The sequence below is a fragment of the Streptomyces qinglanensis genome (assembly GCF_900111245.1).
In the GTDB taxonomy this organism is placed as follows: domain Bacteria; phylum Actinomycetota; class Actinomycetes; order Streptomycetales; family Streptomycetaceae; genus Streptomyces; species Streptomyces qinglanensis.
In genome coordinates this window covers 181,084-197,507 of the sequence record NZ_FOGO01000006.1, presented here as the reverse complement: position 1 = coordinate 197,507, position 16,424 = coordinate 181,084, and the positions used below count along the sequence as shown (strand labels likewise).

14 protein-coding genes are annotated in these 16,424 nt (G+C 74.5%); 5 read left to right on the top strand and 9 right to left on the bottom strand.

What is annotated here, in order from left to right; all coding sequences use genetic code 11:
* Position 1 precedes the first annotated feature (1 nt).
* The 5 genes from hypA to BMX65_RS15180 all read right to left on the bottom strand — a co-directional run bounded on the left by hypA (position 2) and on the right by BMX65_RS15180 (position 4,788).
* On the bottom strand, positions 2-382 hold the full coding sequence (gene hypA / locus BMX65_RS15200) for a hydrogenase maturation nickel metallochaperone HypA (protein WP_075000805.1): 381 nt from the start codon (positions 380-382) through the stop codon (positions 2-4).
* Positions 383-447: 65 nt separating this feature from the next.
* Complete coding sequence (locus tag BMX65_RS15195) at positions 448-1,077, bottom strand: hydrogenase maturation protease (protein WP_075000804.1); 630 nt, start codon at positions 1,075-1,077, stop codon at positions 448-450.
* A gap of 141 nt (positions 1,078-1,218) precedes the next feature.
* On the bottom strand, positions 1,219-1,812 hold the full coding sequence (locus BMX65_RS15190; protein ID WP_075000803.1) for a helix-turn-helix transcriptional regulator: 594 nt from the start codon (positions 1,810-1,812) through the stop codon (positions 1,219-1,221).
* A gap of 250 nt (positions 1,813-2,062) precedes the next feature.
* On the bottom strand, positions 2,063-3,031 hold the full coding sequence (locus tag BMX65_RS15185; protein WP_338068938.1) for a helix-turn-helix transcriptional regulator: 969 nt from the start codon (positions 3,029-3,031) through the stop codon (positions 2,063-2,065).
* Positions 3,032-3,054: 23 nt separating this feature from the next.
* Entirely contained in the window at positions 3,055-4,788 is a 1,734-nt protein-coding gene (locus BMX65_RS15180; protein WP_079171902.1) for an AMP-binding protein, read from the bottom strand.
* Positions 4,789-5,292: 504 nt separating this feature from the next.
* On the opposite strand from BMX65_RS15180, the gene BMX65_RS15175 reads away from it, so the two are divergent.
* Together BMX65_RS15175 and BMX65_RS15170 are read left to right on the top strand one after the other, a co-directional pair.
* Positions 5,293-6,372, top strand: a complete 1,080-nt coding sequence (locus BMX65_RS15175) for a PP2C family protein-serine/threonine phosphatase (protein ID WP_079171901.1) — start codon at positions 5,293-5,295, stop codon at positions 6,370-6,372.
* Between the two features lie 197 nt (positions 6,373-6,569).
* The gene (locus tag BMX65_RS15170; protein ID WP_075000802.1) at positions 6,570-7,085 is read left to right on the top strand and encodes a lytic polysaccharide monooxygenase auxiliary activity family 9 protein; all 516 of its coding nucleotides are present in this window, start codon (positions 6,570-6,572) and stop codon (positions 7,083-7,085) included.
* A 139-nt stretch (positions 7,086-7,224) separates the two neighbouring features.
* Here the strand turns inward: BMX65_RS15170 and BMX65_RS15165 are convergent, their stop codons facing one another.
* Both BMX65_RS15165 and BMX65_RS15160 read right to left on the bottom strand, forming a co-directional pair.
* Positions 7,225-8,409: an amidohydrolase family protein gene (locus tag BMX65_RS15165; RefSeq protein WP_075000801.1), complete on the bottom strand. Its 1,185-nt coding sequence runs from the start codon at positions 8,407-8,409 to the stop codon at positions 7,225-7,227.
* Complete coding sequence (locus tag BMX65_RS15160; RefSeq protein WP_075000800.1) at positions 8,410-9,720, bottom strand: type I glutamate--ammonia ligase; 1,311 nt, start codon at positions 9,718-9,720, stop codon at positions 8,410-8,412.
* A 434-nt stretch (positions 9,721-10,154) separates the two neighbouring features.
* Here BMX65_RS15160 and BMX65_RS15155 point away from each other — a divergent pair, with 434 nt between their 5' ends.
* Positions 10,155-11,126 carry a helix-turn-helix domain-containing protein gene (locus BMX65_RS15155; protein WP_239501985.1) on the top strand — a complete coding sequence of 324 codons (972 nt, stop codon included), beginning with the start codon at positions 10,155-10,157 and terminating at the stop codon, positions 11,124-11,126.
* 89 nt (positions 11,127-11,215) lie between these two features.
* Here BMX65_RS15155 and BMX65_RS15150 read toward each other — a convergent pair whose 3' ends face one another.
* On the bottom strand, positions 11,216-12,448 hold the full coding sequence (locus BMX65_RS15150) for an acetyl-CoA C-acetyltransferase (protein ID WP_075000798.1): 1,233 nt from the start codon (positions 12,446-12,448) through the stop codon (positions 11,216-11,218).
* Positions 12,449-12,539: 91 nt separating this feature from the next.
* Positions 12,540-13,454 carry a LysR family transcriptional regulator gene (locus BMX65_RS15145; RefSeq protein ID WP_075000797.1) on the bottom strand — a complete coding sequence of 305 codons (915 nt, stop codon included), beginning with the start codon at positions 13,452-13,454 and terminating at the stop codon, positions 12,540-12,542.
* A 195-nt stretch (positions 13,455-13,649) separates the two neighbouring features.
* On the opposite strand from BMX65_RS15145, the gene BMX65_RS15140 reads away from it, so the two are divergent.
* Together BMX65_RS15140 and BMX65_RS15135 are read left to right on the top strand one after the other, a co-directional pair.
* Positions 13,650-15,134 (top strand): 3-hydroxyacyl-CoA dehydrogenase, encoded by a 1,485-nt coding sequence (locus BMX65_RS15140; RefSeq protein ID WP_075000796.1) that lies wholly within the window; start codon positions 13,650-13,652, stop codon positions 15,132-15,134.
* A gap of 94 nt (positions 15,135-15,228) precedes the next feature.
* Positions 15,229-16,416, top strand: a complete 1,188-nt coding sequence (locus tag BMX65_RS15135; RefSeq protein ID WP_075000795.1) for an acyl-CoA dehydrogenase family protein — start codon at positions 15,229-15,231, stop codon at positions 16,414-16,416.
* Positions 16,417-16,424: the final 8 nt, after the last annotated feature.

The window sequence follows — 16,424 nt, the reverse complement described above, 5'->3', positions numbered from 1 at the left end:
TTCACAGCTCCTCAAGGGCTCGGGTGCGCTGCGGGTCCTCGGCCCACCGCACAGTGGCGATCTGCAGCTCACGGCCGGACAGCAGTTCGGTGCGCGAGTCCGTGCACCGCGGGCAGCCCAACCGCGGGGGCAGCCCCGTCTCCCACTCGCGTGCGCAGGACGTGCACCGGGCGCGTCCCGCCACCTGGTCGGTCACCAGCTCGGCGCCGGACAGGACGGTGCCCTCGCAGGCGAGCGCGAAGGAGAAGCGCAGTGCGTCGGGGACGACCCCGGCGAGTTCGCCCACCTGCAGGGTCACCGTCTCGACGCCCACGGCGCCGTGGGTACGCGCCGCTTCCTCGACCTGGCAGACCACTGCCATGGCGATGGACATCTCGTGCATCGGTCACTTCCCCTGCGCGGTACGGACCAGGCTGCGGCCCGCACCATTACAGGGGGCGCCGGCGGTCACCCCGGGGCCGCCACGCCGCTTTCCCGGGCGGCCGTCCGCCGTTCGGCGGCTTGTGCCCGCTCGGCCGGTCCCGGCCGCCCGGCCGCCGCAGGGCCGCGGGTCCGGGCCGGGGCCTCCGGGGGCACGCGCGCGGGTGCGTCTGCCAGCAGCCGCTCCACCACCGCCACCGCCTCGTCCACGGCGGCGGCCACCGGGGCGCTCAGACCGATGCCCTCCGCCAGGTCGGCGGGCTCGCAGCCGACGACGAACACCCGCCGTGGCGCGCTGCCTCCGGTACCCTTCCGCAGCGTCTCCAGCAGGGCGAGCACGGCGTCCGGGGACATGTGGTGCCCGTCGACGGCCGGCACCCCGGCCGGGCAGGCGCGGTCCTCCTCGGCCACCTCGATCAGCCGCACCGTCCCGGGGGCGCCCCCGCGGTGCACCGCGTCCACCAGGATCAGCGTGTCGCAGCCGTCCAGCACCTGGTAGGCCAGGTGCACGCCGCGTACGCCGATGTCGAGGACCTGCACCTGGCCGGGCAGCGGGCGGCGGGCCAGCCGCTGGGCGACCTCGACGCCGAAGCCGTCGTCGCCCAGGAAGATGTTGCCGATCCCCGCGACGAGGGTGTGGCAGGTCGGTTCGGTCATACGGACTCCGCAGGTGGGGTGGTCCGGTACGGCCCCTGCGCCGTACCGGACCGGGTGGAAGGGGTGGAAGGGGTGGAAGGGGCGGTAGGGGTGGAAGGGGCGGTAGGGGAGACGGGGTGGGAGGCGACGGAGCCGGGAACCTCAGGCGCCCTGCGGCACCCGGGACCGGTCCGGTGCACCGTGCTGCCCGTCGCCCGCCTCGGTGCCCTCGGACACGGGGCGCCAGCGGCCGGGGCCGTGCTGCTCGGCGAGCCCGTGCTCGGCCAGCCCCAGCAGGTGCTTGAGCACGGTGCGTTCCTGGTATCCCACGCTGGCGGACAGCTCCTCGACTGTCGTGCCCGACGCGCCCGCGGCCCGCACCCGGTCCCACGTACGGCCCGCGCTCTGCCCGAGCCCGCCGTCGCGGGCCGGGGTGCGGAAGAGCTCGTCGGCCGCCCCGGGCCCGGGCGCCGGCTGCGGAGCGCTCTCCGGCGCCGGGTCCGGTGCGGTCCGCGGCGCGGTCTCCGGGGTGCCGCGCGGGGTGTCGTCGCCGGGTGCGGGAACGGGCCGGTGTGCGGGAGCTTCGGTGCGGACGGCCGGACCATGAGCCGCCGCCGTCCGTTCCGCGGCGGTACGGTCCGGTGCCGTCCGGTCCGCGGCTGTCGCCCGGACGGGCCTCGCCCGGACGGCGGAACCCACCGGGCGCGGAGTGCGGTTGACCGTGCGGTGCTTGCGTCCCTTCTGCCGCTTGCTCATCGTGCGCCCGCCTCTCCTCCGTGCTGCGGCGGTGTCTCCAGGGCCGGAAGGGGGTGTCGTTGTGCAGTGATCATGTGGGGGTTAACGACCGACTCCGCTCCGCGTGGATGGGCCGATCGGGGCACCCGGGCCGCGCGGTGCTCCCGCCGTGGCCCCGCGGATGGCCGGGCGGACGTCCCGCGGCCCGGCCGGGCACCTCCCGTCCGGGCCCTGGTCGGAGGTGCCCGGGGCCCGCCGGAGCGGCGGGCCGTCAGGGCAGCAGGCCGTGCCGGCGGGCGGCCGCCACCGCGTGATGGCGGCTGTGGACGCCCAGCTTGCGGGTCGCGCTGCGCAGGTATGCCTTGACCGTCTCCGCCTCCAGCCCCAGGTACTGGGCCGCTTCGGCGTTGGTGCAGCCCAGCGCCACGTAGGAGAGCACGTCCAGTTCGCGCGGGGAGAGCCGCGGCCGCTCCGCTGCCGGGGCGTCCGGTCGGCCGCCGGGGTCGGCGTCCGGGGCGCCGTCGCCGGAGCCGGACCCCGCCCCGGCCCGCAGGAAGCGGTCGCACGCCTGGCGCAGCCTGTCCCGCAGCGCCGTGTCCTCGATCTCCTGGGCGATGCCGCGCAGTTCCGCGTGCAGGTCGCGCAGCGCCTCCAGCCCGGGCGCCGCGGGCTCCGGAGCCGGGGCGGGGGCTTCGGCGGCGGCCTCCAGCAGCCGGACGCGCCGGTCCACCTCGTCGCGCACGGCCAGCTCGCTCGCCAGGCGCCGCGCGGCGTCCATGAGGGCCGCGGTCGCGCGATCGCCCAGCGGCGCGGTGTCGCGGGCCGCGGCGTAGAGCACGCCGCGCACCCCGCCCTGCACGGCGACCGGGGCGGCGACTATCGCCCGGATGCCCTCGCGGCGCACGGGGCTGTCGTAGTCGTGGGTGATGGTGGTCGCCGGTACGTAGTCGTTGACCGCGTAGGGGCGCTGGTGTGTCAGGACGTAGCCGCCCAGCCCCCGGCCGGGCACCACACGCAGTCCGCGCATGGAGTCGGTCAGGGTGCCGTTGAACTCCGTGAGCCGCAGCGCCCCGTCGGCGACCTCCCCGCCGAAGACCGTGCGCACACCGGTGCGCTGCCGCGCCAGCCGGAGTGCGTGCCGGTACGCGTCGGTGTCGCCCTGCCGCAGCGGAGCGCGGGAGAAGGGCACCGCACCGCCGGGAACGCGGGGGTGGGAACGGGAACGGTCGGGTGCGGGCAACCTCGACTCCTCCGCTGCGCTGGTCAGTTCGACGGGGTGGTGTTCGGCTGCGGGGCGGCTCGGTGCCCGGATCCGTCTCCGGGGCCGGGGTGCCGGGCCGCTTCCAGCAGCTCGATCGACCGCTCGCGCATCTCGACCTTGCGGATCTTGCCCGTCACGGTCATCGGGAACGCGTCGACCACATGGACGTAGCGCGGAATCTTGTAGTGGGCGAGCCTGCCGGAGCAGAACGCGCGGACGTCGTCCGCCGTGAGCGGTGCCGCGCCGTCCCGCATCCTGATCCACGCCATCAGTTCCTCACCGTAGCGCTCGTCGGGCACCCCGACGAGCTGTGCGTCGAGGACGTCGGGATGGGTGTGGAGGAACTCCTCGACCTCCCGCGGATAGATGTTCTCGCCGCCGCGGATGACCATGTCCTTGATCCGGCCGGTGACGCTGACGTACCCCTCCGCGTCCATCACCGCCAGATCCCCGGTGTGCATCCAGCGGGCCGCGTCGACGGCCGCCGCGGTCGCCTCGGGCTGCTCCCAGTAGCCGAGCATCACCGAGTAGCCCCGGGTGCACAGTTCGCCCGGCTCGCCGCGGGGCAGGCACCGGCCGGTGTCCGGGTCGACGACCTTGACCTCCAGGTGCGGGCCGACCCGGCCCACCGTCGACACCCGGCGCTCGATCGAGTCGTCGGCGCGGGTCTGGGTGGAGACCGGTGAGGTCTCCGTCATGCCGTAGCAGATCGACACCTCGGCCATCCCCATGCGCTCGATGACCTGCTTCATCACTTCCACCGGGCACGGTGAGCCGGCCATGATGCCGGTGCGCAGGCTGGTCAGGTCGAAGGAGTCGAAGTCCGGTTCGGCCAGCTCGGCGATGAACATCGTCGGCACCCCGTACAGCGCGGTGCAGCGCTCCTGATGCACCGCCCGGAGCGCCGCCGCCGGCTCGAAGGCGGCGGACGGGATCACCATGCACGCGCCGTGGCTGGTGGCTGCCAGATTGCCCATCACCATCCCGAAGCAGTGGTAGAAGGGCACCGGCAGGCAGATGCGGTCGGCTTCGGTGTAGCGGCACAGCTCGCCGACGAAATAGCCGTTGTTGAGGATGTTGTGGTGGGAGAGGGTGGCGCCCTTCGGAAAGCCGGTGGTGCCGGAGGTGTACTGGATGTTGACCGGGTCGTCGGCCGAGAGCGTGGCGGCGACGCCGTCCAGCACTTCCCGGGCCTGCGCCGGCTCCCACGCCCGGCCGCCGGCCAGCAGTCCGGCCCACGCGTCCTCGCCGAGCAGTACGACGTCCTCCAGCGCGGGGCACTCGCCGCGCACCTGCTCGATCATCGCCGCGTAGTCGGAGTCCTTGTGGCTGCGGGCGGCCAGCAGGGTGCGGATCCCCGCCCGGGCGAGCACGTACGCCAGTTCGTGTGCGCGGTAGGCGGGGTTGATGTTGACGAGGACGGCGCCCAGCTTGGCCGTCGCGTACTGCGTCAGCGTCCACTCCGGACAGTTGGGGGCCCAGATGCCCACCCGGTCGCCCTTGCGGACGCCCAGTTCGTGCAGTCCCAGCGCGAGGGCCTCGACCTCGGCGCCGAACTCGCGGTAGTTCCAGCGCCGTCCGCTGCCGACGTCCACCAGCGCGTCCCGCTCCCCGTGGGCGGCGACGGTCCGGTCCAGGTTCTCCCCGATGGTGTCGCCCAGCAGTGGAGTCGTCGAAGGCCCCGAGGCGTAGCTGCGCACGGCCGGGTGCGCGGGGTGGGGGACGGGCGCGGGCACGGCAGCCTCCACAGGGATACATCGGGTGTCGTGCGTCACACTTACCTGCCCCGCCGAGGGGTCCGCTACCCCTTGTCGGGGGTAGTGGCCGCCTGCCGAGCGGTGCGGCCGCCCCCGGAGCCGGGGCAGCGCACGGTCCCGGTGCCGCGGCCCGTCCGGTGTCACCACCGGTCCCGGTGCCGCGCCTGCCCGCGCGTCGGGGCCCGTTGCCGGGTTCGGTTGCCGCGGCCGGTTCCGGCCCGGCGGGTGGACCGCACGCGCGTCCCGCGGCCGTCGGGGTCCGGGGGACGTGCCGCTCTCCGGGCCGGGCGCGGCTCGCGGGCCGAACGGGTGAATCCGGCCGGCGGGTGGCCCGTGCAGGCCGGGCCGTTGGTCGTTTCGCGCCCCTCTTCCGTGGGTCCCGTGCTGCGAAGACCATGCAGAAATATACGCAAATGGGAGAATCGCCGGGACAAGGAATCGGCTCTGTCCGCGCGTCGGACCGACAGAGACAGGGAGGGCCGGGTGGGCGGGCCGACGGATGGTCTGGGCAGAGTGCCGTACGCGGCACCGCCGCTGCTGCTGCTCGGAGGTGTGGCGGCGGACGTGTTCTCCCCCGAGCCCTACTACGGGCTGCCGCTGCTGGCCTGCACCTCGATGGTGGCCGGTCTGTGCTACTCCTTCCGGGGCAGTGCGCTGTTCGCCCTCGCGGCGGGCGTGGCGGCGGCAGGGTCGGCGGGATACGCGGGCCGCGCGGGTTCGGCCCTGCTCATCGACGTGGCGGCGGTGCTGTTCGTCAGTCTGGTGGGGCTCTGGATCAAGTGGCTCGTCGACCGGCAGGGCCGCAGTCTGGCCCTCGCGCTGACGGTCGCCGAGGCCGCGCAGCGGGCCGTGCTGCCCGCGCCGCCCGCCGATGTGGGCCCGCTCGCCGTCGCCGACCGCTATGTCGCGGCCCAGCGGGGGGCGGCGATCGGCGGTGACCTCTACGCTCTCCAGGAGACGCCGTTCGGGATCCGCGCGGTGATCGGCGACGTGCGGGGCAAGGGCCTGCCCGCCGTCTCCGCGGTCTCGGTGGCCGTCGGGGCCTTCCGCGAGGCCGCCGAACACGCCCCGACCCTGCACGAGCTGGCCGACCGCCTCGATCGTGCCCTGGACCGGGAGGGGGAACGGCGCCGGGGTTCGGAGGACGACGTCGAGGGCTTCGTCACGGCGCTCTTCGTCCAGATCCCGCCCAGCGGCGACACGGTCACCGTGCTCAACCGGGGCCATCCGCCGCCCTATCTGCTGCACGACGGCAACGCCGTCTGCCTGGAGCCCACCCATCCGGAGCTGCCGCTCTCCACCGGACTGGGCTCCGCGACCGGTGCGCCGGTGGAGGAGACCTTCCCGCTGGCGCCGAACGACTCCCTGGTGCTGGTCACCGACGGGGTCACCGAGGCCCGCAACGCGCAGGGCGACTTCTTCGACGTCCGGTGGGGGCTGCGCTCCGCGGGGCTGAGCCGCGCGGACGAGCTGGCCGACGCACTGGTCAAGGCGGTCACGGAGTGGACGGGCGGGCAACGGCAGGACGACATGGCGCTCCTGGTGCTCACCCGCGGCGCGTGAGGCCGCCGGTCCCTGCGGTGCTGTGACTGCTGTGACCGCGTGGTGTCCGATGTCTTGACCGTGTGCGGTCACTTGCTTAAGTCTAGACCAATCGGATGACCCCCCACCGGGATCCGGGGTGCCGGCCCCTGTGCCGTGCTCGGCGGCGACGCCGGGTACGGCCGTGGCGCACCGGTCCCGCCGCCGAAGGAGTTGACATGTACAAGAAAAGGAAGCTGGCCGCGCTCGTCGGTGCCGGGCTCTCGCCCCTGCTCGTCCTCGGCCTGTCCGTGACCCCCGCCAGCGCCCACGGCTACATCAGCGACCCCGCCAGCCGGCAGGCGCAGTGCGCCGCCGGAGTCGTGGAGTGCGGCTCCATCACGTACGAGCCGCAGAGCGTCGAAGGCCCCAAGGGGCTCCAGGACTGCGCCGGCGGCCATGACGAGTGGGCCGAGCTGCGCGACGACGACCACGGCTGGAACGTGGCCGACGTCGGCAGCTCCGCGACCTTCAACTGGACGCTGACCGCGGCGCACCGGACGACCACCTGGCAGTACTTCATCGACGGCCGGCAGATCGCCGAGTTCGACCAGGGCGGGGAGCAGCCCCCCTCCCAGCTCTCGCACGACGTCGACTTCGGCGGATTCTCCGGCCGGCAGACCGTGCTGGCGGTCTGGAACGTCGCCGACACCGCCAACGCGTTCTACGCCTGCGTCGACGTGAACATCGGCTGAGCAGGTGCCCACGGGGAGCCTCCTGCCGCCGCTCCGCGGCCGTGGGGGGTTCTCCGGTCGGTCCCCTGGGCTCCCGCACCGGCCGGTGCGGGAGCGGACCTTCCCGTCGAGGCCCGAAGGGGAACCCCGCCTCGGCCGCTCACAGGCCGTAGAGCCGCCGCGCCGTGCCACCCGCGACCATGCGCGCCACCCGTTCCGCGTCGGACGGCGACCACGCCCCCCGGCGTACCCACTCCCGCGTCAGCTCCGTCATCGCCTCGCGGAAGAGCCGGGCCCCGACCAGGAAGAGTTCCGGGATGCCGTAGGCGTCGGTGGAGAAGAGGAGCTTGCCGAACGGGGTGAGTTCCAGCAACTGCGCCAGCACCTCGCGGGCACGGGCCCCGGTGTGGCTCAACGCGAGCCCGAAGTCGGCGTACACGTGCGGGAAGACGGCCGCCAGATAGCCCGCGCCGCGCTGGTAGGGGTAGCAGTGCAACAGGACCAGCGGGGCGCCGTAGGGGGCCACCGCACGGATGAAGTCGGTCAGCAGCAGCGGGTCGCAGCGGTCCAGACGCAGGTCCGGATCGCCGAAGCCGGTGTGCAGTTGCAGCGGCAGTCCCGTCCGCACGGCCGACCACAGCAGGTGCCGCTCCAGGACGGGGTCGGAGAGCCGGCCGCCGGGCACCCTGGAGGCCAGCCAGCGGTCGGCCGCCGCGTAGATCTCCGAGGTGCCGGGCGGAGCGGGCGTCAGCTCCAGCCCGCAGCGGTAGGCGACCACGGACTTGAAGCCCCGGGCGGTGCGGGCCGACTCGCGCACCGCTTCGGAGACCTCCGCCAGGAAGCTGTGGGTGTCGCGTGCGGCGTCGGCAGCCCGCTCGGCCAGTCGTTCGAGCCGGACGATCTCATGGGCCTCGGCGGCCGCGGACTCGGCCAGTTCGCCCGGCGTCAGCAGATGGCCGGGCAGTCCGGTGTCGACGAGGAAGGCGGCGATCCCGCTGGCCCGCAGCAGGCGGCCGGTCACCTCCGGGGTGCCCAGCTCGGCACGCCGCGCGAGATAGCTCTCGGGCGGGCAGTGCGGCTCCAGGCCGAGCACCGGAGCGCACCAGCGCCGTACCGCGAAGCCGAGCTGGGTGTCGAAGTAGCTGACGGGGACGCCGGAGTCCTCCGGCGCGGAGCCGGGCCGGGGCGTGCCGCGGCCGCGGGGGGTGAAATGGGCCTCCGTCAGCCAGCCCTCGAACGCCTCCGGTTCCGGTCCGCTTCGCAGCACCCCGTGGCAGTGCTGGTCGACCAGCGCCGGGAACGCGCCGGGCGCCCCGGGCTCCGGGGACGCCGGGAGAACGGCCATTCAGTACCTCCCCCGGGTCGCGGCGGCGATCTCCCGCTCACTCGCCCCCTCGAACAGCGCGATCTCACCCGCCCGTACCGCGCGGACGGCGTCGAAGAGCGGCCCGCCCAGGGCTTCGCGCAGCACCTCGGACCGCTCGAACTGCTCCAGCGCGGCGGTCAGCGAGCCCGGCAGCCCGGGCTGGTCGCCGCGCAGCGCCGGGTCCCCGGAGACGGGGGCGGGCAGCCGGGCGCTCCGACCGGCCGCCGCCTCGGCCAGTCCCGCCAGCCCCGCCGCGAGGACGCCGCCCACCAGCAGATACGGGTTGGCGGCTGCGTCCACGCACTTGAGCTCCGCGTTGGCGCCGCCCGGCGATGCGGCCCGGCTCGCGACGAACCGGAGCGCCGCCTCCCGGTTCTCCAGGCCCCAGCACCGGAAAGCCCCCGCCCAGCGGGACGGACGCAGCCGCAGATAGCTGGCGGGGGAGGGGGCGCCGAGCGCGAGCAGCGCGGGCAGCTCGCGCAGCACCCCGCCCAGGAACGCCTCGCACTCCCGCGTCATGCCGAACGGCCCCTCGCCGCCCGCGCACAGATTGCGCCCGTCCCGCCAGAGGCTCAGATGCAGATGCCCGCCGTTGCCCACCCCGGCAGGGTCCACGACGGGGGCGAACGAGGCCGTCAGCCCGTGCCGCAGCGAGACCGCCCGCACCGTCTCCCGGACCAGCACCGCCAGATCGGCCGCGCCCACCGGGTCCGACGGTGCGACCGAGACCTCGAACTGGCCCGCCGCGTACTCGGGATGGATCTGCAGCACCTCCACGCCCTGCGCGGACAGCGCCGCCAGGACGTCGCGCAGATAGTCCGCGTTCTCCACCAGCCGTGCCATGCCGTAGGCGGGACCGGTCGTGGGGTAAGCGGGCTCGGCCTCCGCGTCCGGCAGCGGACCGCGCACCGCCACCCACTCGGTCTCGAACCCCATCCGCAGCTCGATGCCGTGCTCGGCCAGTGCGCGCGCGGCCATCCCGCGGGCGAAGCCGCGCTGGCAGGCCGCGTAGGGCGTCCCGTCCTGCTCATGACGGTCCACCGGGGCCCATGCCCAGCCGGGTTGGGCCGAGAGCACGGTGAGCCGGTCCAGGTCCGGCACCAGGCGCAGATCCCCGTCGGGACCGCCGATGTACTCGCTCGTGGTCATCGAGTCGTCGACGAGGTAGACGTCGAAGCACGGGGACATGCCGACACCGGTGGCGGCCGCCTGCGCCAGCTTGTCGGCCGGTACCGCCTTGACCCGGGTGAGGCCCGCGTTGTCGACCCAGGTGAGCGCGGTGCCGTGCACGCCGGCCTGGGCGAGCCGCGCGGCGGCGGCGCGGGCCCGCTCCCGCCCGTGACCGGGTTCCTGACACCCGCCCGCGGGCTGTGCCGCGCCTGTTGTCGTCCCCGCTGCCGCCTCGGATACCGGCGTCCGCCGTGTCGTTCCCATGCCCGCAGCGTTTACTCTCCCTCGGCGATCAGAGCAAGGCGCCGTGCGCCGGGCCACCGGATCGGCCGCCGCTCGTTCGGGGCCGCACCGGACCCGGGGCGCTTCCGCTTCGGTTCCGCTTCGAAACCGCGCGGGCGGCGCCGCGGGATGTGCCAAGGGCAAGATCCCCGGACGCGGGGTGCCTGACTGCGCGGCTAGGTGGGCAGGTACCCCCATGAGGCCACATCGGAGCGGGGAGGGAAACTTGGAAGGTGGCGAGACCCATGCGGCTACGGTACGGGAGCAGCGGTATGCGCATCACTGACGTCACTGGCGGTGAAGCGGCCGCCAGAGACGCCGTGTCGGACAGTGCGACGGAAGGAGGCGGAGCGTCCCCGGCAGTGCCCCGGATGGTGCTGGGCATCAGGCTGCGGAGGCTGCGGGAGGCGCAGTACATATCCCGGCGGGAGGCCGCGGAGGCGATCCGGGTCACCCATCAGCGGATCCGCGACCTGGAGCAGGGCCGCACCGGCTGCGCGCTGCGCGACGTCGCGGACCTGCTGACGATCTACGGCGTCTCCGACGAGAGCGAGCGCGCGGTGCTGACCGCGCTCGCCGAACAGGCCAACACCCCCGGCTGGTGGCAGTCCTTCCAGGGCGTCGTCCCGCACTGGCTGCACACCTACCTGGGGCTGGAGCAGGCGGCCAGCGTGATCCGCACCTACGAGGTGCAGTTCGTGCCCGGTCTCCTCCAGACCAGCCGATACGCACGCGCCGTCGTCGAACTGGTCCACGACGAGGAGCCCGAGGCGGGCATCCAGCGGCGGGTGGACCTGCGGATGCGCCGCCAGCAGATCCTCTACGGCCCGCGGGCCCCGCACGTATGGGCTGTCATCGACGAGGCCGCGCTGCGCCGCCCGGTCGGTGGCGCGGCCACGATGCGCGCCCAACTGCGGCACCTGTGCGCGATGAGCGAACTGCCGCACGTCACGGTGCAGATCATGCCCTTCAGCGCGGGCGGGCACGCTGCGGCCGGCGGCCCGGTCACTCTGCTGCGGCTGCCCGAGAGCGAGCTGCCCGACATCGTGTACCTGGAGCAGCTGCACAGCGCCCGCTATCTCGAGGACGATGTCGACATCGAGGCGTACCGCCGTGTCACCGACCGCCTGGTGACCTGCTCGATGCCGCCGTCCGAGACCCGTGACATGCTCCGGCGGATCGCCGGCGAACTGCCCGACGAGGAGCCTGCCGAGCCGCTCACAGGGCCCTTCTCCCGCGGCTAGGCCGTCCCTTCACGGTCCCGTCCGCCCGAGGCCGGGCCCGCACTCTCGTGGCGACGCCGTCCGGGAGCGGGCCGCCCCCGCGAGGCCGCTCAGCCCGCGTCCGGTACGTGTTCGAAGACCGCGGCCAGTCCTTGGCCGCCGCCGATGCACATCGTCTCCAGGCCGTAGCGGGCGCCGCCGCGCCGCATCTCGTGCGCCAGGGTCGCCAGGACGCGTGCGCCCGTCGCCCCCACCGGGTGGCCCAGTGAGATGCCCGAGCCGTTCACGTTGATCCGCTGTTCGTGGTCGCGCTCTGTCAGGCCGAGCGCGCGGGTGCAGGCCAGGACCTGCGCCGCGAACGCCTCGTTCAGCTCGATCAGATCGATGTCGGCCAGGTCCAGCCGGGCCTTGGCGAGCGCGTCCCGGGTGGCAGCGACCGGCCCCAGGCCCATCGTCGCGGCCGGCACCCCGGCGCGGGCGAAGGAGACCAGCCGGACCAGGGGCCGCAGCCCCAGCCGTTCGGCGGTCTCCGCGGCGGTCACCAGACAGGCCGCCGCCGCGTCGTTCTGCCCGCTGGCGTTGCCCGCCGTCACGGTCGCCGCCGGATCCTCCGCGAGCCGCACCGGCCGCAGTGCGGCGAGCTGGTCGGCGGTGGTCTCGGGACGGGGGTGCTCGTCGGTGCCGACCACCGTCTCGCCCTTGCGGGCGCGCACGGGCACCGGCACCGTCTCCGCCGCGAACCGGCCCTGGGCCAGGGCCGCTCCGGCGCGCTGCTGGGAGCGCAGGGCCAGCGCGTCCTGGTCCGCCCGGCTGACGGCGAACTCGCGGCGCAGGTTCTCGGCCGTCTCGATCATGCCGCCCGGCACCGGGTGGTGCACGCCGCCCGCCGTGATCCGGCCGCGGGCCAGGGAGTCGTGCAGGGTCAGGCCCGGCCCCTTGATGCCCCAGCGGCCCTCGTGGGTGTAGTGCGGCGCGGCGCTCATCACCTCGGCTCCGCCCGCGATCACGACCTGGCTGAACTCGGCCCGGACCTGCATCGCGGCGTCCAGCACCGCCTGCAGGCCCGAGCCGCAGCGCCGGTCGATCTGGGTGCCGGTCACCGAGGCGGGCAGCCCCGCGTCGAGCGCGGCGACCCGCCCCAGCGCCGGCGCCTCCGAACTGGGGTAGGCGTGCCCGAGGATCACCTCGTCGACCCGCTCCGGGGCGATGCCGGTACGGGAGACGATCTCCGAGATCAGCAGCGCCGCCAGCGACTGGGGCCGCTGCCCCGCCAGTGCCCCGCCGAACCGGCCGATCGGGGTGCGCAGGGGTTCGCAGATGACGATGTCGGTGCGCTCGGACATGCGGTGGCCTTTCCAGGAGCGGTCCGGTGAAGAGCGGTCCGGTGAACAGCGGTCCGGGCGTCGGCCCGGTCGTCGGCGTCGGTCACGTCGGTCACACAGTCCCCGGTGCGGGGTCCGGCGGGGCGGGCAGCACCTCGCGGGCCACCTCCAGCACGCTGCGCAGGGCCGGGGAGGGGTTGTCCGCACGCCAGGCCAGCGCCGAGCGGAGCACCACCGGCGGCCCGTCGAGCGGGCGGTAGACCAGTCCCGTCTGCTGGATGTGGGTGCAGGAGGTGAGCGTGAGGGTGACCCCGACACCCATCGCCACCAGCGCGAGGATCGTGTACGAGTCCGGGGCCTCCTGGACGACGCGGGGGATGTGGCCGGCCCGCTCGCAGGTCCGGAAGGTCGCGTCGCGGAGGCTGGAGCCGGTGCCGGCGGGGAAGCTGACGAACGGTTCCCCGGCCAGCTCCGCGACGTCGACCCGCTCCCGGCGGGCCAGCGGGTGGTCCGAGGCGAGGGCACACACCAGCTCCTCCTCGGCGATCACCCGGGTCTCCACGCCGGGCCGGTCCACGGGCAGCCGTACGAAGCCGAGGTCGAGGGAGCCCTCGGCGACCCGGGCGAGGGCGTGGTGCGCGTAGTTCTGCCCCTGCATCACCAGCTCGATACCGGGGTGCGCGGTGCGGACCCCGCGAGTGAGCAGGGGCAGCGCCGTGTGGCTGGACGCGCCCGCGAACCCCACGCTCACCCGGCCGTATTCACCGCGCCCGGCGGCCCGGGCGACCCGGGTGGCGGCCTCCAGATCGGCCAGCACCCCGCGCACCGGCTCCAGAAAGGACTCGCCCGCGCCGGTCAGCCGCACCGACCGGGTGCTGCGCTCGAACAGCCGCACTCCGAGTTCCCGCTCCAACTGGCGGATCTGCTGGCTCAGCGGCGGCTGGGCCATGTGCAGCCGCTTGGCGGCCCGGCCGAAGTGCAGTTCCTCGGCCACGGCCACGAACGCGGCGAGGTACCGCAGTTCCACGGCGGGCTCACTTCCGGGAGGGCCCGCGGGAGTTCCGGGACGGGGCGTCGCAGAGCCCTCCGGGCGGGGGCGGATCGGCCCCGCGAAGGGGCCACTGATCTGTTGCTCGTCTTAAAAAGACTCTAATTTGGCAGTGGACTCAGATCAATGGTCGCTGACAGCGTAGGCGCCGCGGAGTGCGCAGAGGGAGCGTTCATGCGGATCAGGATTGTGGGAGCCGGCACCATGGGGCGCGGCATCGCCCAGTGGGCCGTGACGGCCGGCCACACGGTCGAACTGGCCGACGCGCGGCCCGAGGCGGTGCCGGAGGCGGTGTCCTTCGTCCGCGCCATGCTGGAGCGCGCCGCCGCGAAGGGGCGGATGGGCCGCGCGGACGCCGACCGCGCCGGGGCCGCCCTGGTCGCACTGGAGTCGCCGTACGCCGCGGGCGGCGCCGAGGCTCCGGGGCTGGTGATCGAGGCGGTGCTGGAGGACCTCGGCACCAAGGCCGAACTGTTCACCGGCCTGGAGCGGGCGCTGCCCGCCTCGACGGTCTTCGCGACCAACACCTCCTCGCTCTCCGTCACCCGGATCGGTGCGCGGCTCGGCGATCCGGGCCGGCTCGCCGGGCTGCACTTCTTCAACCCGGTCCCGCTGATGCGGCTCGTCGAGGTGGTGCCCGGCGCCGCCACCCGCGAGGGCGTGCCGGAGCTCCTCGCGGCGCTGGTCGCCGAGTCCGGGCACCACCCGGTGACCGTGGCCGACACCCCGGGCTTCCTGGTCAACCACGCCGGGCGCGGGCTGGTGACCGAGGCGTTCGCGCTGCTGGAGGAGTCCGTCGCGGGTCACCCGGCGATCGACCGCATCGCCCGCGACGTGCTCGGGCTGCGGATGGGTCCGTTCGAACTCATGGACCTGACGGGCCTGGACGTCACGGCCTCGGTGATGGACACCGTCTGGGACGGCTTCCGGCACGCCGACCGGCTGCGGCCCTCCTACCTCCCGGCCAACCGGGTCGCGGCCGGGCTCCACGGGCGCAAGTCCGCGCGCGGCTTCTACTCCTACGGCGAGGGCGAGCCGGGGCCCGGACTGCCGGAGCCCCGGATCGAGGGCGGCGACCCCGCGCGGGCCGTACGGCTGGTCGGGGACGGACTCGCCGGGCTGGGCACGCCGCGGGAACCCGCCGCCGACGCCCTGGTACTGGTGCCTACCTGGGGAACCTCGGTGTCGGCCGCGGTCGCCGCCGACGGGCTGCCCGCCGAGCGCACCCTGGGCGTGGACCCGCTCTCGCTGGGCACCCCGCGCCGGGTGCTGGCCGTGACGCCCGCGACCGACGGCGAGGCGGTACGGGACGCGGTGGCCGTACTGGCCCGGGACGGGCACGCGGTGAGTGTCGTACGGGACACCGCGGGTTCGGTCGCGCAGCGGCTGCTCGCCTCGATCGTGAACGTCGCCACCGGGATCGCCGAGCGCGGCATCGCCGCCCCGGACGACATCGACACGGCCGTCACTCTCGGACTCGGCTATCCGCACGGGCCGTTGGCCTGGGCCGACACCGTGGGCTCGGCGCGGATCCTGTCCCTGCTCCGAGCGCTCGCGCAGGAGACGGGCGACCCCCGCTACCGCCCCACCCCTTGGCTCACCCACCGGGCGAACCTGGGACTGCCGCTGCGCACCCCGATGCCGGGGCTGCCGGAATGACCGGCACCCGGCAGGTGCGGACGTGGGCGGGCCGGGCGGGCCGGGCGCTTCGCGGAAACGGTTCGCAGGAGAGTGCGCAGCAGAGAGGGAGAGCATGGACCAGCGGGACTTCGGGCTGCACGAGGAGCAGCGGGACTTCCGTGCGCTGGCACGGGACTTCGTCGACCGGGAGGTCGTACCGCACGCACGGGAGTGGGACCGGGCGGAGGCGGTGGACCCCGGCATGCCGCGGCGGCTGGGCGAACTCGGGTTCCTCGGCCTCACCCTGCCCGAGGCGTACGGCGGCGTGCCGGCCGACATGCTGTCCTACACGGCGGTGACCGAGGAACTGGGCCGCGGTGACTCCTCGGTCCGCGGCATCGTCTCCGTCTCGCTCGGCCTCGTCGCCAAGACGATCGCCGCCCACGGCAGCGAGGAGCAGAAGCAGGAGTGGCTGCCGCGGCTGGCCGCCGGGACGGCGCTGGGCTGCTTCGGACTCACCGAGCCGGAGACCGGCTCGGACGCCGGGTCGCTGCGCACCCGCGCCCGGCGCGCCCCCGGCGGCCCGGACGGGACCGGGCCGGGCGGCGACTGGATCATCGACGGCGCCAAGATGTTCATCACCAACGGCACCGTCGCCGATGTGGCCCTCACCTTCGCGCGGACCGCCGAGGACGGCATCACCGCGTTCCTCGTCCCCACCGACGCGCCGGGCTTCACCGCGACCGCGATCCACGGCAAGCTCGGTCTGCGGGGCCAGGCCACGGCCGAACTCTCCTACGAGGGGGTGCGGGTGCCGGACTCCGCGCGCCTGGGCGGGGTCGGCAGGGGATTCGGTATCGCGCTCGGCGCGCTCTCCCGGGGGCGGATCTCGGTGGCGGCCGGCGCGGTCGGCCTGGCCCAGGGCGCGCTGGACGCGGCCGTGGGCTACGCCACCGAGCGGGAGCAGTTCGGCAGGCCGATCGCCGCCTTCCAACTGGTGCAGGAGCTGCTGGCCGAGTCGGAGGTGGCGATCCGAGCCGCCCGGTTGCTCACTCGGCAGGTGGCGCAGTTGGCGGACGCGGGGGCCACGCCCAAGCAGTACGCGACCGAGGCGGCAGTGGCCAAATACCACGCCTCCGAGACGGCGGTGCAGGTCAGCGGCAACTGCCTGCAGACCTTCGGCGGTTACGGCTTCATCGACGAGTACCCGGCGGGCAGGTACCTGCGGGACGCCCGGGTGCTCACCCTGTACGAGGGCACCAGCCAGGTGCAGAAACTGCTCATCGGCCGCGCGCTGACCGGGATCGACGCCATGGCGTGACCGGCTCC

What these genes read in the sequence shown, in the direction of transcription:
- BMX65_RS15135 (WP_075000795.1), top strand. Translation starts at nt 15,229, where the DNA reads ATGGACCAGCGGGACTTCGGGCTGCACGAGGAGCAGCGGGACTTCCGT.
- BMX65_RS15155 (WP_239501985.1), top strand. Translation starts at nt 10,155, where the DNA reads ATGCGCATCACTGACGTCACTGGCGGTGAAGCGGCCGCCAGAGACGCC.
- hypA (WP_075000805.1), bottom strand. Translation starts at nt 382, where the DNA reads ATGCACGAGATGTCCATCGCCATGGCAGTGGTCTGCCAGGTCGAGGAA.
- BMX65_RS15170 (WP_075000802.1), top strand. Translation starts at nt 6,570, where the DNA reads ATGTACAAGAAAAGGAAGCTGGCCGCGCTCGTCGGTGCCGGGCTCTCG.
- BMX65_RS15140 (WP_075000796.1), top strand. Translation starts at nt 13,650, where the DNA reads ATGCGGATCAGGATTGTGGGAGCCGGCACCATGGGGCGCGGCATCGCC.
- BMX65_RS15195 (WP_075000804.1), bottom strand. Translation starts at nt 1,077, where the DNA reads ATGACCGAACCGACCTGCCACACCCTCGTCGCGGGGATCGGCAACATC.
- BMX65_RS15150 (WP_075000798.1), bottom strand. Translation starts at nt 12,448, where the DNA reads ATGTCCGAGCGCACCGACATCGTCATCTGCGAACCCCTGCGCACCCCG.
- BMX65_RS15190 (WP_075000803.1), bottom strand. Translation starts at nt 1,812, where the DNA reads ATGAGCAAGCGGCAGAAGGGACGCAAGCACCGCACGGTCAACCGCACT.
- BMX65_RS15165 (WP_075000801.1), bottom strand. Translation starts at nt 8,409, where the DNA reads ATGGCCGTTCTCCCGGCGTCCCCGGAGCCCGGGGCGCCCGGCGCGTTC.